Source organism: Nocardia sp. NPDC059195 (assembly GCF_042754695.1).
Classification (GTDB): Bacteria; Actinomycetota; Actinomycetes; order Mycobacteriales; family Mycobacteriaceae; genus Nocardia.
Genome location: NZ_JBHZBG010000014.1, coordinates 58742 through 79511, shown reverse-complemented (window position 1 = coordinate 79511; position 20770 = coordinate 58742). Strand labels below are relative to the sequence as shown.

Below are 20770 nucleotides of genomic sequence, written 5' to 3'. Positions count from 1 at the left end.
GCCGTCCGCAACGACCCGGAAGCGGTGCCGGGAACCCAGCTGTACTGACCCTTCGACCGTTGCTCGGGCTGGAAACAGCCCGGGCGAAAGGATTTCTGATGAGAGTTGCCGAGAAAGTGGCCATCGTGACCGGTGCCGGCGCGGGCATCGGCGCCGCGCTGGCCGCCGCGCTCGCCACCGCCGGCGCGAAGGTCGTGGTGTCCGACCTCGACGAGGCCGCCGCGCTCGCCGTGTCGGAGCAGATCAACGCCGATCACCCCGGCACCACCGTCGGTGTCGGCGCCGATGCCGCCGACACCGCAGCGATCAGCGGCCTGATCGCGCTGGCACAACAGCGGTTCGGGCCGGTCGACCTGTACTTCGCCAACGCGGGCATCGTCGGCGCCCCCGGGCTCGACGTCAGCGACGACGACTGGGACAGCGCGCTCGAGGTGAACCTGCGCGCCCACATCCGCGCCGCGCGACTGCTGGTGCCCCAGTGGATCGAACGCGGTGCGGGCTACTTCGTCAGCACCGCCTCCGCCGCGGGGCTGCTCACCCAGATCGGTTCGGCCACCTACTCGGTGAGCAAGCACGCCGCGGTCGGGTTCGCCGAGTGGCTCAGCGTCACCTACGGCGATCAGGGTGTTCGCGTCAGCTGCCTGTGCCCGATGGGCGTGAACACGAAACTGCTGTACGCGGGCCAGGATTCGGGCGAGGAGCTCGGTGTCGCGGCGACCCGCGCCGTCGTCTCGGCGGGCGAGGTCCTCGAACCCGCCGAAGTGGCCGACATCGTGCTCACCGCCGTCGCCGCCGAGGAATTCCTGATCCTGCCGCACCCGCAGGTGCTGCAGATGTACCGCCACAAAGGTGCCGATTACGACCGCTGGCTGGGCGGCATGCGTCGCTACCAGTCGTCACTGCTGGCCGAAACCCGCTGAGCGAGAGAGAAATCCATGTCACTGTTCGATCTGAGCGACCGCTCGAAGAAGTATTCCGAAGACCTGCTCGACTTCATGGACACGCACGTCTACCCGGCCGAGAGCGTCTACGACGCGCAGATGCGCGAATCCGGCGACCCCCATTTCCAGCCGCCGATCCTGGAAGAGCTCAAAGCCGAGGCCAAACGGCGCGGACTGTGGAACCTCTTCCACCCGCACCCCGGCCGCGGGCCGGGCCTGACCAACCTCGAATACGCACCGCTGGCCGAGATCATGGGCCGCAGCCATCTCGCGTCCGAGGCCTGCAACTGCAACGCCCCCGACACCGGCAACATGGAAGTGCTCGAACTGTTCGGCACCGAGGAGCACAAAGAGAAGTACCTGAAGCCGCTGCTCGACGGCACCATGGCCTCGGCCTTCGCGATGACCGAACCGCGGGTGGCCAGCTCGGATGCGACCAATATCGAACTGTCGATGGTGCGTGACGGCGACGACTACTTGCTCAACGGCCGAAAGTGGTTCGCCACCAACGCCTTGCACAAGAACTGTCGCGTGATGATCGTGATGGGCAAGACCGATCCCACCGCGGCACCGCACCGCCAGCAGACCATGATGGTGGTCCCGATCGACGCGCCGGGCGTCACGATCCTGCGCGGACTGCCGGTGTTCGGCTACCAGGAACGCGAAGGCCACGCCGAGATCGACTTCGCCGACGTGCGGGTGCCCGCCACCGATGTGCTCAAGGGCGAGGGCGAGGGTTTCGCGATCAGCCAGGCCCGGCTCGGACCCGGCCGCATCCACCACTGCATGCGCAGCATCGGCATGGCCGAGCGCGCGCTGGAGATGATGTGCAAGCGCGCGCAGGCGCGGGTCACCTTCGGCAAGCCGCTGGCCGACAACAGCAATATCGGGGACTGGATCGCCGAGTCGCGCATCGATATCGAGATGATCCGGCTGCTCACGCTCAAGGCCGCCCATCTGATGGACACCGTCGGCAACAAGGCCGCGCGCACCGAGATCGCCGCGATCAAGGTGGCCGCGCCGAACATCGCGCTGAAGGTCGTCGACCGGGCCATTCAGGTGCACGGCGCGGGCGGCGTTTCCGACGACTTCCCGCTCGCCGCCGCCTGGGCGCAACTGCGCACGCTCCGGCTCGCCGACGGCCCCGACGAAGTACACAAGCGCGCCATCGCAAGTCAGGAACTGCGCAAATGGCGCTGACCGGCCGCACCGCGGGTATCAGACGTACGCAGAAACAGGAGTACTGATCACGATGAAAGCCTGGCAAGTAGCCGAACTCGGCGAACCACGGGATGTACTGCAGTTCAACGACATCGACGACCCGGTCGCGGGTCAGGGGCAGGTGCTGGTGCGCGTTCTCGCGGCGCCTGCCAACTTCCCCGATGTGCTGTTGTGCCGTGGGCAATATCAGGTCAAGCCACCGCTACCGTTCACCCCTGGTGTCGAACTGTGCGGTGAAGTACTGGCGGTCGGCGCCGGCGTCGACCGGTTCGCGATCGGTGACCGGATCGTCGGCACCGCGAACCTGCCCGGCGGCGCGTTCGCCGAACTGGCCGTGCTCGATGCCGAGAATGCCTTCCCCGCACCGGAATCCCTCGACGATGCCGAGGCGTCCGCACTCACCATCGGCTATCAGACGAGCTGGTTCGCCCTGCACCGCCGGACGCGGTTGCAGCCCGGCGAGACGCTGCTGGTGCACGCCGCGGCGGGTGGCGTCGGCAGCTCCGCGGTGCAGCTGGGCAAGGCCGCGGGCGCGCGGGTGATCGGCGTCGTCGGTGGGCCCGCGAAGGCCGACTACTGCCGCGCGCTCGGCGCCGATCTCGTGATCGACCGGCACACCGAGGATTTCGTGCCGATCGTCAAGGAGTTCACCGGTGGTCGCGGCGCTGACGTGGTCTACGACCCGGTCGGCGGCGACGCCTACGCCAAGTCCACCAAATGCATCGCCTTCGAAGGCCGCATCCTGGTGATCGGCTTCGCCGGCGGCACCATCCCCCAGCCGGCACTCAATCACGCACTGATCAAGAACTATTCGATCATCGGCCTGCACTGGGGTCTCTACACGCAGTACAACCAGCAGGCGATCCACGACTGCCATGCCGAGCTGACCCGGCTCGCCGCGGCCGGACAAGTGAAACCACTGATCAGCGAACGGCTGATGTTCGCCGACATCCCCGCGGGACTCGGCCGCCTCGGCGACGGCGATACCGTCGGCCGCGTCGTGTTCCACCCCTGAACGCCGGTATATAACTACAACCATGGAACGAGCCGCGGACACCGACAGCGAGGGCGCGCTGCCTTCGATGGCACGCACCTCGCTGTTGCGCGACCTGCCGGCCACCCAGCGCGGTCTGCGCACACGGGACGCGCTGATCGCGGCGGGCCGGAAGGTGTTCGAGCGGATGGGATACCTCGACACCCGGCTCATCGACATCACCCAGGAAGCCAACTGCTCGTCGGGCACTTTCTACACCTACTTCGCGAGCAAGGAGGAGATCTTCGCCGCGATCCTCGAGCACGCCCAGGAAGACATGATGCATCCCGGCATGCCACATGTGACCGGCGACGACGACCCGGCCTCGATCATCGAAGCCGCCAACCTGGCCTACTTCGAGGCCTACAAGCGCAATGCGAAGCTGATGGGCCTGCTCGAACAGGTCGCCCAGATCGACCCCGAATTCAGCAAGCTGCGCCAGAACCGTGGCGATGCCTTCATCCGGCGCAATGCCCGCGGCATCGCCGACCTCCAGCGACGCGGCCTCGCCGACCCCGATGTCGACCCGATGCTCACCTCACGCGCCCTCTCGGGCATGGTCAGCCGCATGGCCTTCAACTATTACGTCATCGGTGACGGCGAGCTCGATGGCAGGCAGATACCGATGGAAGAAGTTGTCCACACCCTGACGCGCCTGTGGGCCAACGCCCTGCGGATGCCGATCACGAGCTGACCGGCTCGCCACCGGAAAACGGCTCGCCACCGGAAAACGAAAAATCCCCTCACCGTGTACTTCGGTGAGGGGATCGAAGGTGGCCAGAGCCGGGATCGAACCGGCGACCTACCGCTTTTCAGGCGGTCGCTCGTACCAACTGAGCTACCTGGCCGGAAGTACCGGATTGCTCTGGTACTACGTGCGACCCTGACGGGACTCGAACCCGCGACCTCCGCCGTGACAGGGCGGCGCGCTAACCAACTGCGCTACAGGGCCATGCATACCTGCAGTACTACTAGACACAGTCCGAAGACTGTACCCCCTACGGGATTCGAACCCGCGCTACCGCCTTGAAAGGGCGGCGTCCTAGGCCGCTAGACGAAGGGGGCTCGTTCCGAATCTCTCCGGGGCGGCTTCAACGTTTCCGTTGGGAGCTCGCATAGCTTATGACAGGTGTGCGCAGAGTTCCAAATCGCCTGGTCAGGCGCCCAAACCGAGGTCATCCAGGCGTGCCTGTTCGCGCCAGCCCTCGGTGCGGAAGTTCTGGATCCACAGCGGGGTCGCCATCGCCTCCACGATAACCTCCAGCACCTCGGCGAAGCGGGCGCGCAGGTCGGCGGCGGAGCCGTTGGCGATCGGGTCGACCAGATAGCGCTGGCCCGCCAGTGCCGCGGACAGGGTTCGGGTGAAGCGGTCGGGGTCGGCGTCGGCGCGCAGGTGGCCGTCGTCGATGGCGCGGACCGCGAGCACGCGGGTGGCGCGGCCGACGATGCGTCCGCCACCGTTGCCGGTGTCGCGATGGAAGTCGGGTTCGATCACGAGGCGGTACTCGGCTTGCACGATGGTGTCGTGTTCCAGGCGCAGCGCGATCTCGTCGACCATGCCGTGCAGCACGTCGAGCGGACCGAGGTCGGCGCGCGCCAGCCAGCGCTCCGCGCAGATCCGGTACCGCTCGACCGCGGTCTCGAGCACCGCGCGCGCTAGATCTTCCTTGGAGTCGAAGTGGAAGTACATCGCCCCCTTGGTGGCACGCGAACCTTCCAGAATGCGGTTGAGCGATGCCGCGGCATATCCACTCTTCCCGAACTCGACGGCCGCGGACTTGATAATCGCCGCGCGTGTCCGGCGCGCCCGCTCTTGCTGCCGTGCCATGCTCGAAACGCCTCCGAACCTTCTCGACGCCGCCGGCCGAATACAGACCGACGGCGCGAATTGTGGTTTTAATTCAAACTTTCGGTATGAAAGACTCGCGGCGCCGCCCACAGCGGCCCCGCCACCTGTGAGAACCGCCTCCTCCTGCGGTAACGACTACCCCTTTGCCGGGAGTTCGCGCACCCATCGCGATCACCTCGGCCCGCAATCCGTCGGTGAATTCCGAAACGCCGCACCCTGCACCGGAACCACGGAAAACGCGGCACCGGTGATTGTTTCGAAATTCACCAGGCGATCACCGTACCTGCATTCCCGAGTCGACACGCGGCGATTGGAGTACCTATCCGAACATCCGGTCCGGTTATCCACGTCAGCAAACGAGGCGCTACCGCAATGGTTACTTCGGGTACGAATTCCGCAGGCGCGCAGCCCGGTTGACCGGCTCACCGGCACCGGCGAAGTTCGCCGAACGGTCGCGAGACCGGCGCCCACCTTGGACCACTCCATCGCTGCTGCACCCCTGCTTGTCGAAAGATGTTGCGATACAACAGCATTCGACGACCATATGCAACCCATGACGTGGATGACCCTGGGCACCAGGTGTTTACCGAGAATCGTCGCGGGCGTCGGTGTCGTTACCGGCCGCCACCAGCGGCGATCAGCCGTCCGCAACTCGACCGGGGACACCTATTCGGCCCTTCGGCACAGTGTCCGCTAGACTCCGCTGCGCGCCCCTTTAGCTCAGTTGGTAGAGCTGGTGACTTTTAATCACTAGGTCGTAGGTTCGAGTCCTACAGGGGGCACCACCAACTACCGTGACCATCGTCACGTGGCGACGCGCCAAGCGCAGACGCCGCCGAAACCACGGGTTTCGTGCATCGATTCACATAATGGGCGCCGACGCGCAGCGTTCCTCAGCTGCGCATGGCCGCAGCGAAGGCGGAGGTTTCGCCTACCCTGAGCGCGACCCGGGCTACCGGGCGCCCTCGACCTCAGGCGGAGTGAGATGACTTCCTTCGACGATTTGCTGTCCCAAGTACCCATCGCCCAGATCGCCGACCAGCTCGGCGTCGACCAGGCGACCGCGACCACGGCCGTGCAGGCCGCGCTGCCGACGCTGCTCGGCGGGCTCCAGGCCAATGCCGCCCAGCCACAGGGCGCGGCGTCACTGCTCGGCGCGCTCGACAACCACGGCGGCCTCGTCGAAGGCGAGGGCGCGGTCGACCTGCAGCAGGTGGACACCGACGACGGCGAGAAGATCGTCGACAACGTCTTCGGTGACGAGAAGAACACCGTGATCAGCGCGCTCGGCGCGGGCGGCGGGACCGGCGGCAACGACCTGATCGGCAAGCTGCTGCCGATCCTCGCCCCGATCGTGCTCGCCTACGTGGCCAAACAGCTCACCGGCGGTGGCGGCGCCGCGGCACCGGCACCGCAGCAGACGCAGGCCTCCGGTGGGGGTCTGGGCGACCTGCTCGGTGGACTGCTCGGCGGCAGCAGCAACACCGGCGGGCTCGGCGGCGTGATCGGCGATGCCTTGTCGAAGAACGCGGGCGGTGCGCTGGGCAGCGTGCTCGGCGGCCTGCTCGGCGGGAAGCGCTGAGAGTTCAACTATCGGTAGCTAACACCGCGAGGCCCGCAGCGATAGACCCTATGCTGCGGGCCGAGCACCTAGACTCGTCAGCACGACCATCGGTCATCCCGTCGAGTTGTGGCGTTGCTCAACTTCGCCGGAAAAGCACTCTGTTGCGTTCCGCATCACACCTACGGTGCCGTAAGGTATGGCCGCATCGCGACGTTCGACCGCAAGCACGACAGCGAAGGGTTTTTACATGGCAAGGGATCTGACTCAACTCGAACTGCTCACGGAGTTGGAGCCGGTTGCCGAGGAAAACGTCAACCGCCACATGTCGCTCGCAAAAGAATGGCATCCGCACGACTACGTCCCGTGGGACGAGGGCCGCAACTTCGCCGCCATGGGCGGCATCGATTGGGATCCTGAGCAGTCCAAGCTCAGTGAGGTCGCCAAGGCGGCCATGATCACCAACCTGCTCACCGAGGACAACCTGCCGTCTTACCACCGTGAGATCGCGGAGAACTTCTCCCAGGACGGTGCCTGGGGCACCTGGGTCGGTCGCTGGACCGCCGAGGAGAACCGGCACGGCATCGTGATGCGCGATTACCTGGTTGTCACCCGCGGCGTGGATCCGGTCGCCCTCGAAGAGGCGCGCATGATCCACATGACCAACGGTTTCGCCTCCCCCACCGAGGTCGACGCCGGCTTCCTGCACTCGGTCGCCTACGTGACCTTCCAGGAACTGGCCACCCGGGTGAGCCACCGCAACACCGGCAGGGTGTGCGACGACCCGATCGCCGATCGCATGCTCCAGCGCGTCGCGGCCGACGAGAACCTGCACATGATCTTCTACCGCAACCTCTGCGGCGCGGCGATGGACCTGAGCCCCGACCAGACCATCGAGGCGATCTCGATGATCGTCGAGAACTTCCAGATGCCCGGCGCCGGCATGCCGAACTTCCGTCGCAACGGCGTCCTGATGGCCAAGCACGGCATCTACGACCTGCGTCAGCACCTCGAAGAGGTCGTGCAGCCGGTGCTCAAGAAGTGGAACGTCTTCGACCGCACCGACTTCACCGCCCGCGGCGAGGCCACCCGTGAGCGGCTGGCAGACTTCCTGGAGAAGCTGGGCCAAGACGTCCTCAAGTTCGAGGAGCAGCGCGACAAGATGCTCGCTCGCGAAGCCAAGCGGCGCGAAATGGTCTCCGTGTAGATCTCACTACGAAAAGCGCCGCCCACCGGAATCCGGTGGGCGGCGCTTTCGTCTGTTGAGGGTTACTTGACCGGGAGGGCGCCGTCGGCATTGCCGACGTCGGTGATCTTCCAGTCCTTGCCCGCGTCGACGGTGATGTCGTAGGTGACCGTGTTGCGCAGGCCGTCGGGGTTCTGCGCGTTGGTGGTGCTCACGTCGACGAAGGCCGCGACCTTGTAGACCTCACCCTCCTGCGCGAGCACCTTGGCGGTGATCGGTACCGCGGCGGAGGTCCACTTCAGCGGGATGATGATCTGCTCGAGCTTCGCGCCGGTGGCGTCGAACTTGTTCGACAGTTCGGGGGATGTGCCTGCCTTGAGCTTGGCTACCCAGGCGTTGACGTCCTGGTAGTTCAAGGTGGCCGAGCCGACGGAGTAGTCGAGGGCGATCTGCTCGGCCTTCGCGTTGTCGGCCGCCTGGTTCTTCGTGTCGGAGATCTCCGAGCGCGCCGAGCCGAGCAGCACACCGAGCACGATCGCGATGATCGCGAGCACGGCGATCACGGCGCCGCCGACCAGCGACGAGACGCGTACAGCGACCGTGCCCTTGTCCGGCGCGGCAGGGGTTTTCGTCAGGTCGGTGGCGTCTTCGTTGCTTTCGGCCATGGGGTCTTCTCCGATTACGTGGGGACAGCGCACCGCCGGAGGCGACGATGCCAGCCTGTCCAGGCTACTGAGTCGCGAACAATGCTCGTACTCCGAGTAACAGGTAAACGGAGACGCGCGGTCGTGATGGCGGTCATGACCCGGGCAAAGTCTTCGATGCGCGAGATCGATCACATCGGACCGGATGAGAGAATGGCAGCCGTGACTATCACGATGCCCCAGGCGCCCACGGCGCTGCGGATCGGGCCCTACCCGGTCGATCCGCCGGTTGTGCTCGCGCCGATGGCGGGCATCACCAACCGCGCCTTCCGCAGATTGTGCCGGGAGTTCGGTAGCGCGACCTCGATCTACGTGTGCGAGATGATCACCGCGCGCGCGGTGGTGGAGCGCAACGAGAAGACGCTGCACATGATGTCGTTCGACGCCGACGAGCATCCGCGCTCGATGCAGCTCTACGGTGTGGATCCCAAGACGCTCGGCGAGGCGGTGCGGATCATCGTCGGCGAGGGCTGGGCCGACCACATCGACCTCAATCTCGGCTGCCCGGTGCGCAAGGTGACCAAGCTCGGTGGTGGTTCGGCGCTGCCGTACAAGCGCAGGCTGTTCGCCAATATCGTCCGCGAGATGGTGGCCGCGGCCGAGCCGGCGGGCGTTCCGGTGACCTTCAAGTTCCGGATCGGCATCGACGACGACCACCACACCTACCTCGACACCGGCCGCATCGCCGAGGCCGAGGGCGCCGCCGCCGTGGCACTGCACGCGCGCACCGCGGCCCAGCTGTACTCGGGGGCCGCCGACTGGTCGGCCATCGCACGGCTCAAGGAAACCGTCACCTCCATCCCGGTGCTCGGCAACGGCGATATCTTCACCGCCGACGACGCGCTGCGGATGATGAACGAGACCGGCTGCGATGGCGTGGTGGTCGGGCGCGGCTGCCTCGGCCGCCCCTGGCTCTTCGCCGAACTCAGCGCGGCCCTGCGCGGCGAACCGATCCCGGAGGGGCCGACGCTCGGCCGGGTCGGTGAGATCCTGGTGCGCCACGCCACCCTGCTCACCGAGCACGACGGTGAGGACAAGGCCATGCGCGATATCCGCAAGCACATGGCCTGGTATCTGATGGGTTTCCCGGTCGGCTCGCAGCTGCGGCGTAGCTTCGCCACCGTGTCGAAGTTGTCGCAGATCGAGGATCTGGTCGGTCAGCTCGACCCGACTGTGCCGTTCCCCACCGACGCGCTCGGGCCGCGCGGGCGCCAGGGTTCGCCGCAGACCAAGGTCGTGCTCCCGGAGGGCTGGCTCGACGACCCGGAGGACGACACGGTTCCGGCCGCGGCCGATGTGATGCACAGCGGCGGCTGATCAGGCGCCGATAACAAGCCGACATCAATTCGTAAGCCTTCGCGGTTTCGGTCGATTGCACCCGCTCGAGCAGGGCTTTCCGAACTCCGCGGAAACTTCGCAACCAGATCGTTCGCGATTCCCGTGCGCACTGGAGTGGCCACTCGTGGCGGAATCGTTATCATTGCGGGATCGTTCGACTCTGGTTCGAATCGGAGCCGCGCGATGCCGCGCAGGCTGCGCCAGATAGAGAAGTGAGGTTCGTTGGTGGGTGACGATCGGCGCGGGCGTACGCCCCGGCCCGGAAATCGCGCCCCCTGGGAGCGCTACCCAGCGGCCGAACCCACCGAGCAACCGGAAACCGGCTCGCGCCGTTCCCGGCACGCGGACTCGACGCAGGACGCCGCGCCACTGACGGTGGCCGACCTCGTCAACCGAGTCGACAGCGAACGCACCAGGCGCAGCAGACGCGTGCCCCCCGCCGACAGCGCCGAGCCCGGCTCGCGCGCCGGCCGCCGCGCCCGCGAACAGGCACCGCGCCCCACCCCACGTCCCGACATCACACCCCGCACCGACGGCTCCCCCGTCGTCGACGACATCGCGGGCACCGCACCGCATCGCGCCGAATCCCCCGCCGACCGCACCGCGACCACCGCGCTACCGGCCCAGTCGAAAGAGCCACGCAAGGCCGCCCCGGCCCGGCGCGTGGCCGATCCGATCGATCCGCCCACCGATATCCTGCCCACGGTCACCGCCACCACCGAGCCCAAGCGCGCCAGGCCGGTCAAAACCACGTCAGCCGCACCGCCACGTCGGCCGGACAGCGAAGGTCGGCGTAGCAAGCAGGCGCGGATGGCGGGCCGGGTCACGCTGACGTTCGTCGCGGTGCTCGCCCTCGTCATCACCGGCGGCGGCTGGAGTTACCTGCAGGCCACCGGCAACAGCCTCAACCAGATCGATGCGCTCGGCGGCGGTGCCACCGGCGACGTGCTCGACGGCGACATGCAGCTCGGCGACGAGAACTACCTCATCGTCGGCACCGACACCAGGGCCGGCGTGAATGCCCAGATGGGCGCGGGCTCGGCCGCCGACACCGAGGGCGCCCGCGCCGACACCGCGATGCTGGTGCACATCCCGAAGGACCGTTCGCGCGTGGTCGTCGTGTCCTTCCCGCGCGACCTCGATGTCACCCGCCCGGTGTGCGCGGGCTGGGACAACGAGAAGGCCGCCTACACCGACCAGAAGTTCCCCTCGGCCATGGGCGACAAGCTCAACGCCGTCTACGCCCTCGGTGGCCCCAAATGCCTGGTCGACGTGATTCGCAAGATGTCGGGCCTGACCATCGGCCACTTCATCGGCATCGACTTCGCCGGCTTCGAAGCCATGGTCGACCAGGTCGACGGCGTCGAGGTGTGCTCGACCAAACCGATCATCGACGGTGTGCTCGGCCCGGTGCTGGAGACCTCGGGCAAGCAGCGGATCAACGGCGAGACCGCGCTCAACTATGTGCGTGCCAGACACGTGGTCGGCGAGGAACGCAGCGACTACGACCGGATCAACCGACAGCAGCGGTTCCTCGCGTCCTTGTTGCGTGGGGCGTTGTCGAGCAGGGTGCTCTTCGATCCGGGCAAGCTCAACGGGTTCATCCAGGCGTTCTCCGCCCACACCTTCGTCGACAAGGTGAACCCGCAGGACCTATTGCTGCTCGGCCGTTCCCTGCAGAAGATGGACGCGGGCGCGGTGACGTTCCTGACCATCCCGACTGCAGGCACCACCTCCTACGGCAACGAGATTCCGCGCGAATCCGATATCAAGGCCATCTTCCGCGCCGTCATCGACGATCAGCCGCTGCCGGGCGAGACCAAGGCACCCGAGGTCCAGAGTTCGGCACCGACTTCCGCGCCGCCCGCGCCCAAGCAGTACGCAGTGTCGCCGAGCACGATGTCGCTGTTGGTGTCCAACGGTTCGGGTTCCTCGGGCGCGGCCAGAACCGTCGCCTCCAAGCTCGACTACCAGGGCTTCGGCATCTACAGCGTCGGCAATTACGCCAGCGGTACCTCGACGACATCGAAGATCCGCTTCGCCGAGGGTCTGGAGGCCGAAGCCGCCACCGTCGCGAGCACCATCCCCGGTGCGGTCCTCGAGCAGGCCAACGAACTGGGCAGCATCATCGAAGTGGTGGTCGGCGCCGATTTCGCGGGCACGGTGCGCACGGTGACACCGGTCGGATCGGAACTGCCGAACGTGCCGATGGGCGAACCGCACAGTGCCGGACCGATCGCGCTACCGTCGGACCTCGAGCACATGAATGCCGCCGACGAGACCTGCCAGTAAGTCACAGCCGCTGACCTGCCACGACACTGCCATGCGGCATTAACCCAGTGTTGGGTGACAGCGGTCCGGGTACCCACTAGGGTCAGCAATCATGCGTGTCATCTACAACGAGCAAATGGCCGATCTCGCCAACCTCCTCGGCGAGATGGCCGGTCTCGCTGGCCAGGCCATGGAACAGGCCACCCAATCGCTGCTGCAGGCCGACTTGAGTCTGGCCGAGCAGGTCATCGGTGAGCAGGATCAGATCTCGGTGATGATCACCGAGGCCGAGGAGAAGGCCTTCGCGCTGCTCGCCCTGCAGGCACCCGTCGCGGGCGACCTGCGCCAGGTTGTCAGCGCGATCCAGATCGTCGGCGACGTCAACCGGATGGGCGCGCTCGCGCTGCACGTCGCCAAGGTGACCCGCCGGCGCCACCCGGCCCACGCCCTCCCGGAGTCGGTCAACGGCTACTTCGCCGAGATGGGCCGCATCGCGGTCAACATGGGCGCCGGCGCCAAAGAGGTGCTCGAAACCCGCGACCCCGAGCGCGCCGCCCAGCTCAACCAGGACGACGAAGCGATGGACGACCTCCACCGCCACCTGTTCACCCTCCTGATGGACCGTGACTGGAAGTACGGCGTAGCCGCCGCCGTCGACGTCACCCTCCTAGGCCGCTACTACGAGCGCTTCGCCGACCACGCCGTCGAGATCGGCCGCCGCGTCATCTTCCTGGTAACCGGCGTCCTCCCAGGTGACGAGGAAGTCGAAACCAGCTGAGTAAGAACGCAAAAGGCCCGTGCACAATGCACGGGCCTTTTGCTTTACCTACTCACAGATCTCGCACGAACATGGGTAACTCACCGGGCACGGGCTGCACCAGCCACCACCATCGTCTGGCCGCCAACGCAAACCTCCCCGCGCCCAGGTCTGGCTTGAAGTCGCGGGGAGGCGGGGGAGCGCTAGCCGAAGCGGCCGGAGATGTAGTCTTCCGTGGCGCGCTGGGTGGGGTTGGAGAAGATCTTCTCGGTGTCGTCGATCTCGATCAGGCGGCCGGGCTTGCCCTGGGCCTCGAGGTTGAAGAAACCGGTCTGGTCACTCACGCGGGCGGCCTGCTGCATGTTGTGGGTGACGATCACGATCGTGAACTCTTTCTTGAGCTCGGTGATCAGGTCCTCGATCGCCAGGGTGGAGATCGGGTCCAGCGCCGAACACGGCTCGTCCATCAGCAGGACGTCGGGCGAGACCGCGATGGCGCGGGCGATGCACAGACGCTGCTGCTGACCACCGGAGAGGCTGCCACCGGGCTTGTCGAGGCGGTCCTTGACCTCGTTCCAGAGGTTGGCGCCCTTGAGCGAGCGCTCGGCGACCTCGTCGAGTTCCTTCTTGTTGCGCACACCCTGCAGCTTCAGCCCGGCCACCACGTTGTCGCGAATCGACATGGTGGGGAACGGGTTCGGGCGCTGGAACACCATGCCGATGGTGCGACGCACGCCGACCGGGTCGATCGCCGAGCTGTAGATGTCCTCGCCGTCGAGCAGCACGGCACCTTCGACGCGGGCGTTCGGGGTCACCTCGTGCATCCGGTTGAGCGAGCGCAGCACGGTGGACTTGCCACAGCCGGAGGGGCCGATGAAGGCGGTGACGCTACGCGGCAGCACGGTCAGTTCCACATTCGCCACGGCGTGGAAGCTGCCGTAATAGATGTTGAGATCTTTGACGTCGATCCGCTTGGCCATGAGGAGTATTCCGTTCGCTTCTATCGGTTCCGGGTGAGCAGCTTGTTGACGCCGGCGGCAGCCAGGTACAGCACCGCGATCATCAGGATCAGCGTGAGCGCCGCACCCCAGACACGTTCGCGGCCCGCGGCCTCCGGGTTGGCCAGCTCTTGGTACATCAGCAGTGGCAGCGAGGCCATGTTGCCATCGAAGACATTCTGGTTGATCGACTTGCTGTAGCCGACGAGTACCAGCACGGGCGCCGTCTCACCCATCACGCGAGCGACGGAAAGCAGGATGCCGCTGATCATGCCGGGCGCGGCGGTGGGGACCACGATCCGCAGGATCGTCTTCCACTTGGGCACGCCGAGCGCGTAGGACGCCTCACGCAGCTCATCTGGCACCAGCTTCAGCATTTCCTCGGTGCTGCGCACCACCACCGGCAGCATCAACAGCACCAGGGCCAGCGAGACGGCGAAGGAGCTCTGCGGCATGCCGAACGTGGCGATCCACAACGCGAAGATGAACAGCGCGGCGACGATCGAGGGCACACCGGCGAGGATGTCGACCATGAAGGTGGTGACCTTGGCGAGTCGACCGCGACCGTATTCGACCAGGTAGATCGCGGCCATGATGCCGAGCGGCACCGCGATCACCGATGCGACGACCGACTGCACGATGGTGCCGTAGATGGCGTGGTACACACCGCCACCGGTCTGGTCGGGCAGAATGCCCTTCTGCGAGTTGAACCACCAGTCGGCGGAGATGATCGCGGTGAAGCCCTTGCTCACCACCAGCCCGAGCACCCACACCAGCGGGATCAGCGCGATGATGAAGCAGAGGGTGACCAGGCCGGTCGCGATGTTGTTCTTGATCCGCCTGCCGGTGCTGACGTGCCGGAAGGTGGGTGCCTTGAGCGGCTTGTCGAGGGTCGTCGTGGTGGTCATCAGCCGTTCACCTTTCCACCGGAGGCCAAGCGGGCCAGCGCGTTGACGACGAAGGTCAGCGCGAAGAGAACGAAGCCGGCGGCGATATAAGCGCCGGTGGGCAGCGGTGAACTGAACTCCGAGGCCGCCGAGGCGATCTTGGAGGCGAAGGTGTAGCCGCCGTCGAACAGCGACCAGGCACCAGCGTCGCTGGCGGTACGCAGCACGACCAGGACGGCGATCGTCTCACCGAGCGCGCGGCCGAGGCCGAGCATGGAACCGGCGATCACACCACTGCGCCCGTAGGGCAGCACCGTCATCCGCACGACTTCCCACTTGGTGGCGCCGAGGGCCTGCGCGGCCTCGATGTGGGCGCGTGGGGTGAGCGCGAACACTTCGCGCGCCACCGAGGTGATGATCGGCAGGATCATCACCGCGAGCACGACACCGGCGGTGAAGATGGTGCCGCCACCCGCGATCGAGACGTTGCCGTCGGAGAACAGGAAGAACCAGCCGAGGTTCTCGTTGAGGAATTCCTGCACCGGCGAGATCTGCGGCGCCAGCACCAAAAAGCCCCACAGGCCGAACACGATGGACGGCACCGCGGCGAGCAGGTCGATCAGCATCGTGAACGGCTTGCCCAGCCGCGTCGGCGCGTAATGCGTCAGGAACAGGGCGATACCGACACCGATCGGCACTGCGACGATGAGCGCGAACACCGAGCTCAAGACCGTGACCATGAACAGGTCGCGAATGCCGAATCGGAGATCGTTGGCATTGCCGGTCGAGAACTCGGTGCTGGTGAAGAAGTTGGCGTTGTCGGCCATGAGCGAGGGGACCGCGCGAATCAGCAGGAACAGCGCGATCAACGCGATGGCGGCGACGATCGTCGCGCCTGCCGCGGTGGCCATCCACCGGAAGATCGTCTCGGCGTTCAGGCGGCCGGTACGACCCCCGTCAGGGGCCTTGTCGATTTTCGGTTCGGTCGGCATATTCGCAGTATCTCCGGCCGCCCGTGGGCTCGTCGAATCCGACGAGCCCACCGCGGTCACCTCAGGGTGCATTGTCATGGCCAGAAAGCGATCAGGAAATGGCGTTGATCGCGGTGGTCAGCTTGGTCTTGAACGCGTCGGGCAGCGGCACGTAGCCCGCCTCGGTCAGACCGGCCTGGCCGTTGGTGACGGCCGAGGTCAGGAAGGCCTTGACGGCCTTGCCGGTCTCGGCGTCGGCGTACTTGGAGCACACGACCTCGTAGGTGGCCATGACGATCGGGTACGAGCCGGCGACGGTCGGCTTGTAGAACGAGCTGGTGTCGAGGACCAGGTCGTTGCCCTCGCCCTTGACCTTCACGCCGTCGATGGCCTTGGCGGCCGACTCGGCCGACAGCTTGACCGGGTCCTTGCTCGCGGAGGTGATGATCTGCGAGATGGACAGGTTCTGCGCCTTGGCGAAGGACCACTCGTTGTAGGTAATCGAGTTCTTGGTGCTCTTGATGGCGGCCGAGGTGCCCTCGTTGCCCTTGGCACCTTCGCCGACGCCACCGTTGAAGGTCTTGCCGCCGCCCTTGCCCCACGCGCCGTCCGAGGCCGCGTCGAGGTAGAGCTGGAAGTTGTCGGTGGTGCCCGACTCGTCGGAGCGGAAGATCACGGCGATCTTCTCCGAGGGGAGCTTGGCGTTGGGGTTGAGCGCCTTGATCTCGGGGGCATCCCAGGTGGCGATGGAGCCGTTGAACACCTTGGCGGCGGTCGGGCCGTCGAGCACCAGGTCGGTGACGCCGTCGACGTTGTAGGTGATGGCGATCGGGCCGAAGACGGTCGGCAGGTTCCACGCGGGGGCGCCACAACGCTCCGCGGCCTTGGCCGGCTCTTCCTTCTTGGAGCTCAGCGCCGAGTCGGAGCCACCGAAATCGGTCTGGCCACCGATGAACTCGTTGACGCCCGCGCCCGAGCCGCTCGAGGTGTAGTTCAGGGTGAAGCCGTCGCAGTTGGTCTCGTAGGCCGCGACGAAACGCTCCATAGCGTTCTTCTGCGAGGAGGCACCGGACGCCTTGAGCGCCTGCTTGCCGCCACAGGCAACGTTGGTGTTGGCCTTGGCGGCTTCGCCACCGGCGGTGTTGTCGTCGCTGCCACAGGCGGCCAGGGTCATGGCGCCCACGGCGAAGACGCCGACCAGGGCACTGGTGCGCTTGAAGTTCACTTTTCCTCCGACAATGCTGGGTGTCTCACTCGGTCCCTCACCGGCCCGAGCGAGGCTGGCTGACGCTCGCAGTCCCCGAAGGTATGCGCGCATCAGGCGACGACTATGCCGCCCAGAAGTAACCTAGAGTCGCCCGGTTGACAGTTGGCCCGACGAGGGTTAACGGAGAATGAACAGCCCGGCGCAATCAATGCCGCGCATGTGACGTTAGCCCCAGTTTTACTCGGACGTACCCGGTCATCCGCGCAATATTCGCCTCGCGCACCAGAATTCACCTCGTCTGTGAGGTAGCTCGCATCAGGGCAGCGAGTACGCGACGTCGATGTGGGCGGGGGCGAATCCGAGCTTGGTGTAGGTGTGCACGGCGGCGGTGTTGTCGGCCTCGGTGTAGAGCAGGACTTCGGTGGATCCGGCCGCGCGCAGGTGGCGCAAACCGGCCAGGGTCAGCAGTCGGCCGAGGCCACGTCCCTGCGCGGACGGGTCGACGCCGACCACGTACACCTCACCGGCGGGGGCCGCGTCGGGGTGCTGTTTGGTCCAGTGGAAACCGAGCAGGCGGCTCGGATCGGCGGCGTCGAACGCCAGGAAAAGGCCGGCCGGCTCGAACCAGGATTCCGCGCGGCGCGCGGCGATATCGCGCTCGGTCCAGCCGCCTTGTTCGGGATGCCAGGCGAAAGCCGCGTTGTTCACCCGCAGGATTTCGAGGTCGTCGACGGGGCCCGCGTAGGTGCGCACGTTGAGGTCGTCGGGGAGCTCCAGTTCCGGTAGCTCCGGGGTTGCCAGTGAGCGGCGCATCTGCCACAGCTCGCGGGCGGTGATCAGTCCGAGGCCGGTCGCCAGCGCCTTGGCCGCGGGCAGGTCACCGTGCGCCCACACCCTCGCACCCGCGCCACCTTCGGCCAGCGCGGCGCGGACCAGATCCGCACCGATCCCGGCACCACGCGCGGCAGGGTCGACGGCGACCTCGGCCATCGCAGGGTGTTCGTCATGTGCCGCAACGAGATTCGCGTAGCCGACCAACTCGCCCGCACGCACCGCGAGCAAGTGCGTGGTCGACGGGTCGGCTTCGGCGAGGGAGAGCACTGCCTGCTCGGAGACCGGGGCGACGCCGTCGACGTCAGCCGCGCGTTCGAGCAGAGCGCGCACCTTGTTCACGGTGCCGGGCTCGACCTGATCGGTCCAGGTCAGGGTTGCTGTGTCCGGCATCGCGTCCTCCTTGAAGCGTGGCAGGGGCTACCCCGCGGTCCAGCCGGTCGCTGTCGCGCTGTGCCCTTCGCACCGTATTGCGCCGCGCCGACGAGCGCTACCGCGCGGTGCCGACCAGCGCTGCTACTGCGCGCTGCCGTTGAGTGGGGCGAAGGAGTCGTCGCCGTCGACGTCCTCGTCGACGAAGGTCACCACCTCGCCCTTGGCCGCGGCTGTTCGGGCCGGGCGCACGGCCTTGTAGCCGACGTTGCGCACGGTGCCGATCAGCGACTCGTACTCGGTGCCGAGCTTGGCGCGCAGGCGTCGCACGTGCACGTCGACGGTGCGGGTGCCACCGAAGAAGTCGTAGCCCCAGACCTCTTGCAGCAGTTGGGCGCGGGTGAACACCCGGCCCGCGTGCTGCGCGAGGTACTTGAGCAGCTCGAATTCCTTGTAGGTGAGGTCGAGGGGGCGACCACGCAGGCGCGCGGTGTAGGTGCCCTCGTCGATCACCAGCTCACCCAGGGTGATCTTGCCGGTGTTCTCCGGGCTGGCGACCCCACCGTTGCGCCCGACCAGCAGCCGCAAGCGCGCGTCGAGCTCAGCGGGGCCGGTGCCGGGCAGCAGGATGTCGTCCAGGCCCCAGTCCGCGTTGACAGCCACCAGACCGCCCTCGGTCAGTACCGCGACCACCGGCACCGAGGACCCGGTACTGCCGAGTAGCCGGCACAGACCGCGCGCGGCGGCCAGGTCCGTTCTGGCGTCGACCAGCGCGACATCGGCGCTGCTCGCCTCCAGCAGGGACGACACCTCGGTCGGCGCGGGCCGGACGTTGTGCGCCAGTAGCGTCAACGACGGCAGGACCGCATCGGGGTTGGGGTCGGAGGTCAGTAGGAGCAGCTCCATGGGGCTCTCCTCCTATCTCGTTGCTCCGCGGACGACAGCAGCCGCGTAGCTACGTCGCCGAAACACAGGTTAAGTCGGGTCAACATTAGCGCCTCTACCGCCACGACCTCGCAACACGGAGTCCGTTTTGTGTCGTTGAGCGCCGCCTCCGGCCTGATGAGCCGTCTTTGTCTGTCGCCCTGGTTGCGGGCCGTCCCGCTTCTGGACTGACCAGAGGGTGCGACGAAGGAGTGCCCGGCGGGAGGGAAGAAGCGGGACCAGGGGCCCGCGACCCGCGGCGCCAGCCGCTAGTGTCACAGCATGCGCAAGCTGATCATCGGGCTTCTCTGCCTGGCCGGTTTGGCGGTGGTCATCGATTTCGGCGCCGCCGCCTATTCGGAATACCACGTTTCCCGTCAACTGCGGGCAGGCGCGGATCTGTCGGCCGACCCGGAAGTGACGTTCCACGGATTCCCGTTCGCCGCCCAGGCGATGAGCGGCCGATACGACGAAGTGACGATCCGTGCCCGCGGCATGCGCCCCGACATCCCCGGCGAGATCGGCATCGAGGCCACCCTCGAGGGCCTGCACGCCCCGGCGAGCCAGTTGCTCGACGGCGCGGCCCGCAATGTGCAGGTCGAACGGATCGACGCCAGGATGCGCATCGAACCCACCGAACTCGGCAAGCTCTTCGGCATCCCCGACCTGCAGGTCCACACCCGCCCCGCCGACAAGTCCGACGGCACCGGCGGTTCGGGCGGCTCCGGGATGACCACCGCGGGCGCGCTCGTGCTCACCGGCACCCTGGCAACGGCGCCGAACGGCCGCGTCCTCGGCGCGGGCGTGGTCCCCACCGGCAGCAGCACCCGGGTGCCCGTGCAGGTGCAGGCCGACCTGCTGCTCGACGGCGATCAGGTCCGCATCCAGGCCACCGGCTTCTATCGGGACAGCAGCAGCGGCCCCACCGATACGACGGTCGACACCAAGTCCGAGATCCCCGAGGCCGATCGCGCCGCGGTGCTCGAGCGGTTCAGCCGTACCATCGATACCAAGGAGTTGCCGTTCGGTGTCGCACCGACCGAGGTGTCGGCGCTCGGCGGCCAGATCGTCGTCGAGGGTGTCGGCCGCAACGTCACCATCGACCTGGACCGATTGCAGCAACCATGATCGAGATCGTCATTCTGGCCGCCGTCATCGCGGCCGCCCTCGCGGTCGGCTTCTTCCTGTCGCGCAGGCAGGGAGAGGTTCGCCCGGCCACCCTCGACCCCGAGACGCATCAGCGCGCGCGCCTGCTCGGCGCCGCCGGTGTGACCGGCGAGGCCCCCGCGGTGCTGCACTTCTCCGCCGACTGGTGCGGCCCGTGTGACGCGGTCCGCCGGGTCGTCGCCGGCGTCACCGCCGAGCTGTCGGAGTCGCCGAACGCCCCGCGCGACATCGAGATCGACATCGACGCCGACCCCGCGCTGGCCCGTGAGCTCAACGTCCTGTCCCTGCCGACGACCTTCGTCTTCGACGCCGAGGGCAAGGAACGCTTCCGCATCTCCGGCGTCCCGAAGCCGGGCGACCTCCGCACCGCCTTAGAGCCGCTGACTGTGTAGTTCAGCGGCTGGCGCCGCGTTCGCGGCCGTCCGCAAACTGTGATCTAGCCCCGTATTCAGGGGGGCCGAGACATTCTCCGGGAAGACCGGGTAAACTACTTCTCGTGCAAACTGACCACGAGCTGATGCTCACCCGACGCCGCACAGTTGACCTGTGTCG

At 66.8% G+C, this 20770-nt stretch carries 19 protein-coding genes and 4 tRNA genes; 12 read left to right on the top strand and 11 right to left on the bottom strand.

Annotation, left to right across the window (positions count from 1 at the left end; all coding sequences use genetic code 11):
* The first annotated feature begins 98 nt into the window (after positions 1-98).
* Genes ACFXKN_RS19450 through ACFXKN_RS19435 form a run of 4 tightly spaced genes read left to right on the top strand, consistent with a single transcriptional unit; the run spans position 99 to position 3889 of the window.
* Positions 99-920 carry an SDR family oxidoreductase gene (locus ACFXKN_RS19450; protein ID WP_379433536.1) on the top strand — a complete coding sequence of 274 codons (822 nt, stop codon included), beginning with the start codon at positions 99-101 and terminating at the stop codon, positions 918-920.
* A 15-nt stretch (positions 921-935) separates the two neighbouring features.
* Positions 936-2141 carry an acyl-CoA dehydrogenase family protein gene (locus ACFXKN_RS19445; protein ID WP_379433535.1) on the top strand — a complete coding sequence of 402 codons (1206 nt, stop codon included), beginning with the start codon at positions 936-938 and terminating at the stop codon, positions 2139-2141.
* Between the two features lie 52 nt (positions 2142-2193).
* Positions 2194-3177 (top strand): NADPH:quinone oxidoreductase family protein, encoded by a 984-nt coding sequence (locus tag ACFXKN_RS19440; RefSeq protein ID WP_379433534.1) that lies wholly within the window; start codon positions 2194-2196, stop codon positions 3175-3177.
* Between the two features lie 22 nt (positions 3178-3199).
* Positions 3200-3889 (top strand): TetR/AcrR family transcriptional regulator, encoded by a 690-nt coding sequence (locus ACFXKN_RS19435; RefSeq protein ID WP_379433533.1) that lies wholly within the window; start codon positions 3200-3202, stop codon positions 3887-3889.
* Between the two features lie 80 nt (positions 3890-3969).
* Here the strand turns inward: ACFXKN_RS19435 and ACFXKN_RS19430 are convergent.
* The 4 genes from ACFXKN_RS19430 to ACFXKN_RS19415 form a co-directional block, all read right to left on the bottom strand.
* Positions 3970-4043, bottom strand: a tRNA-Phe gene (locus ACFXKN_RS19430).
* A gap of 30 nt (positions 4044-4073) precedes the next feature.
* Positions 4074-4147, bottom strand: a tRNA-Asp gene (locus ACFXKN_RS19425).
* 40 nt (positions 4148-4187) lie between these two features.
* A tRNA-Glu gene (locus ACFXKN_RS19420) sits at positions 4188-4260 on the bottom strand.
* A 91-nt stretch (positions 4261-4351) separates the two neighbouring features.
* A complete protein-coding gene (locus tag ACFXKN_RS19415) occupies positions 4352-5023 on the bottom strand; it encodes a TetR family transcriptional regulator (RefSeq protein ID WP_378967413.1) in 672 nt (223 codons plus the stop codon).
* 730 nt (positions 5024-5753) lie between these two features.
* Here ACFXKN_RS19415 and ACFXKN_RS19410 point away from each other — a divergent pair.
* The 3 genes from ACFXKN_RS19410 to ACFXKN_RS19400 all read left to right on the top strand — a co-directional run bounded on the left by ACFXKN_RS19410 (position 5754) and on the right by ACFXKN_RS19400 (position 7812).
* Positions 5754-5829, top strand: a tRNA-Lys gene (locus ACFXKN_RS19410).
* 200 nt (positions 5830-6029) lie between these two features.
* Entirely contained in the window at positions 6030-6626 is a 597-nt protein-coding gene (locus ACFXKN_RS19405; RefSeq protein ID WP_378967403.1) for a DUF937 domain-containing protein, read from the top strand.
* Positions 6627-6855: 229 nt separating this feature from the next.
* Entirely contained in the window at positions 6856-7812 is a 957-nt protein-coding gene (locus ACFXKN_RS19400) for an acyl-ACP desaturase (RefSeq protein ID WP_378967395.1), read from the top strand.
* 62 nt (positions 7813-7874) lie between these two features.
* On the opposite strand, the gene ACFXKN_RS19395 is transcribed toward ACFXKN_RS19400, so the two are convergent.
* Complete coding sequence (locus ACFXKN_RS19395) at positions 7875-8456, bottom strand: hypothetical protein (RefSeq protein WP_379433532.1); 582 nt, start codon at positions 8454-8456, stop codon at positions 7875-7877.
* 192 nt (positions 8457-8648) lie between these two features.
* Between ACFXKN_RS19395 and dusB the strand changes: the two genes are divergently transcribed.
* The 3 genes from dusB (at position 8649) to phoU (ending at position 12882) form a co-directional block, all read left to right on the top strand.
* Complete coding sequence (gene dusB / locus ACFXKN_RS19390; RefSeq protein WP_379433531.1) at positions 8649-9812, top strand: tRNA dihydrouridine synthase DusB; 1164 nt, start codon at positions 8649-8651, stop codon at positions 9810-9812.
* Positions 9813-10058: 246 nt separating this feature from the next.
* Positions 10059-12125 carry an LCP family protein gene (locus ACFXKN_RS19385; protein ID WP_379433530.1) on the top strand — a complete coding sequence of 689 codons (2067 nt, stop codon included), beginning with the start codon at positions 10059-10061 and terminating at the stop codon, positions 12123-12125.
* 91 nt (positions 12126-12216) lie between these two features.
* Entirely contained in the window at positions 12217-12882 is a 666-nt protein-coding gene (phoU, locus tag ACFXKN_RS19380; protein ID WP_378967364.1) for a phosphate signaling complex protein PhoU, read from the top strand.
* Positions 12883-13064: 182 nt separating this feature from the next.
* Here phoU and pstB read toward each other — a convergent pair whose 3' ends face one another.
* The 6 genes from pstB to ACFXKN_RS19350 all read right to left on the bottom strand — a co-directional run bounded on the left by pstB (position 13065) and on the right by ACFXKN_RS19350 (position 19033).
* Entirely contained in the window at positions 13065-13841 is a 777-nt protein-coding gene (pstB, locus tag ACFXKN_RS19375) for a phosphate ABC transporter ATP-binding protein PstB (protein ID WP_378913935.1), read from the bottom strand.
* 20 nt (positions 13842-13861) lie between these two features.
* On the bottom strand, positions 13862-14767 hold the full coding sequence (pstA, locus tag ACFXKN_RS19370; RefSeq protein WP_378967347.1) for a phosphate ABC transporter permease PstA: 906 nt from the start codon (positions 14765-14767) through the stop codon (positions 13862-13864).
* On the bottom strand, positions 14767-15738 hold the full coding sequence (gene pstC, locus ACFXKN_RS19365) for a phosphate ABC transporter permease subunit PstC (protein ID WP_379433529.1): 972 nt from the start codon (positions 15736-15738) through the stop codon (positions 14767-14769). Before pstC ends, pstA begins: the two co-directional genes overlap by 1 nt.
* Before the next feature lie 91 nt (positions 15739-15829).
* Positions 15830-16942, bottom strand: coding sequence for a phosphate ABC transporter substrate-binding protein PstS (gene pstS, locus ACFXKN_RS19360; RefSeq protein WP_379433528.1), 1113 nt, complete (start codon positions 16940-16942; stop codon positions 15830-15832).
* 297 nt (positions 16943-17239) lie between these two features.
* Complete coding sequence (mshD, locus tag ACFXKN_RS19355; protein ID WP_378967319.1) at positions 17240-18148, bottom strand: mycothiol synthase; 909 nt, start codon at positions 18146-18148, stop codon at positions 17240-17242.
* Between the two features lie 123 nt (positions 18149-18271).
* Positions 18272-19033, bottom strand: a complete 762-nt coding sequence (locus ACFXKN_RS19350; RefSeq protein ID WP_378967302.1) for a winged-helix domain-containing protein — start codon at positions 19031-19033, stop codon at positions 18272-18274.
* 300 nt (positions 19034-19333) lie between these two features.
* Here ACFXKN_RS19350 and ACFXKN_RS19345 point away from each other — a divergent pair, with 300 nt between their 5' ends.
* Positions 19334-20179 (top strand): LmeA family phospholipid-binding protein, encoded by an 846-nt coding sequence (locus tag ACFXKN_RS19345; RefSeq protein ID WP_378967294.1) that lies wholly within the window; start codon positions 19334-19336, stop codon positions 20177-20179.
* A complete protein-coding gene (locus ACFXKN_RS19340) occupies positions 20176-20610 on the top strand; it encodes a thioredoxin family protein (RefSeq protein WP_379433527.1) in 435 nt (144 codons plus the stop codon). The genes ACFXKN_RS19345 and ACFXKN_RS19340 overlap by 4 nt, the downstream gene beginning before the upstream one ends.
* The last annotated feature ends 160 nt before the right edge of the window (positions 20611-20770 follow it).

What these genes read in the sequence shown, in the direction of transcription:
- ACFXKN_RS19450 (WP_379433536.1), top strand. Translation starts at nt 99, where the DNA reads ATGAGAGTTGCCGAGAAAGTGGCCATCGTGACCGGTGCCGGCGCGGGC.
- ACFXKN_RS19445 (WP_379433535.1), top strand. Translation starts at nt 936, where the DNA reads ATGTCACTGTTCGATCTGAGCGACCGCTCGAAGAAGTATTCCGAAGAC.
- ACFXKN_RS19440 (WP_379433534.1), top strand. Translation starts at nt 2,194, where the DNA reads ATGAAAGCCTGGCAAGTAGCCGAACTCGGCGAACCACGGGATGTACTG.
- ACFXKN_RS19435 (WP_379433533.1), top strand. Translation starts at nt 3,200, where the DNA reads ATGGAACGAGCCGCGGACACCGACAGCGAGGGCGCGCTGCCTTCGATG.
- ACFXKN_RS19415 (WP_378967413.1), bottom strand. Translation starts at nt 5,023, where the DNA reads ATGGCACGGCAGCAAGAGCGGGCGCGCCGGACACGCGCGGCGATTATC.
- ACFXKN_RS19405 (WP_378967403.1), top strand. Translation starts at nt 6,030, where the DNA reads ATGACTTCCTTCGACGATTTGCTGTCCCAAGTACCCATCGCCCAGATC.
- ACFXKN_RS19400 (WP_378967395.1), top strand. Translation starts at nt 6,856, where the DNA reads ATGGCAAGGGATCTGACTCAACTCGAACTGCTCACGGAGTTGGAGCCG.
- ACFXKN_RS19395 (WP_379433532.1), bottom strand. Translation starts at nt 8,456, where the DNA reads ATGGCCGAAAGCAACGAAGACGCCACCGACCTGACGAAAACCCCTGCC.
- dusB (WP_379433531.1), top strand. Translation starts at nt 8,649, where the DNA reads ATGGCAGCCGTGACTATCACGATGCCCCAGGCGCCCACGGCGCTGCGG.
- phoU (WP_378967364.1), top strand. Translation starts at nt 12,217, where the DNA reads ATGCGTGTCATCTACAACGAGCAAATGGCCGATCTCGCCAACCTCCTC.
- pstB (WP_378913935.1), bottom strand. Translation starts at nt 13,841, where the DNA reads ATGGCCAAGCGGATCGACGTCAAAGATCTCAACATCTATTACGGCAGC.
- pstA (WP_378967347.1), bottom strand. Translation starts at nt 14,767, where the DNA reads ATGACCACCACGACGACCCTCGACAAGCCGCTCAAGGCACCCACCTTC.
- pstC (WP_379433529.1), bottom strand. Translation starts at nt 15,738, where the DNA reads ATGCCGACCGAACCGAAAATCGACAAGGCCCCTGACGGGGGTCGTACC.
- mshD (WP_378967319.1), bottom strand. Translation starts at nt 18,148, where the DNA reads ATGCCGGACACAGCAACCCTGACCTGGACCGATCAGGTCGAGCCCGGC.
- ACFXKN_RS19350 (WP_378967302.1), bottom strand. Translation starts at nt 19,033, where the DNA reads ATGGAGCTGCTCCTACTGACCTCCGACCCCAACCCCGATGCGGTCCTG.
- ACFXKN_RS19345 (WP_378967294.1), top strand. Translation starts at nt 19,334, where the DNA reads ATGCGCAAGCTGATCATCGGGCTTCTCTGCCTGGCCGGTTTGGCGGTG.
- ACFXKN_RS19340 (WP_379433527.1), top strand. Translation starts at nt 20,176, where the DNA reads ATGATCGAGATCGTCATTCTGGCCGCCGTCATCGCGGCCGCCCTCGCG.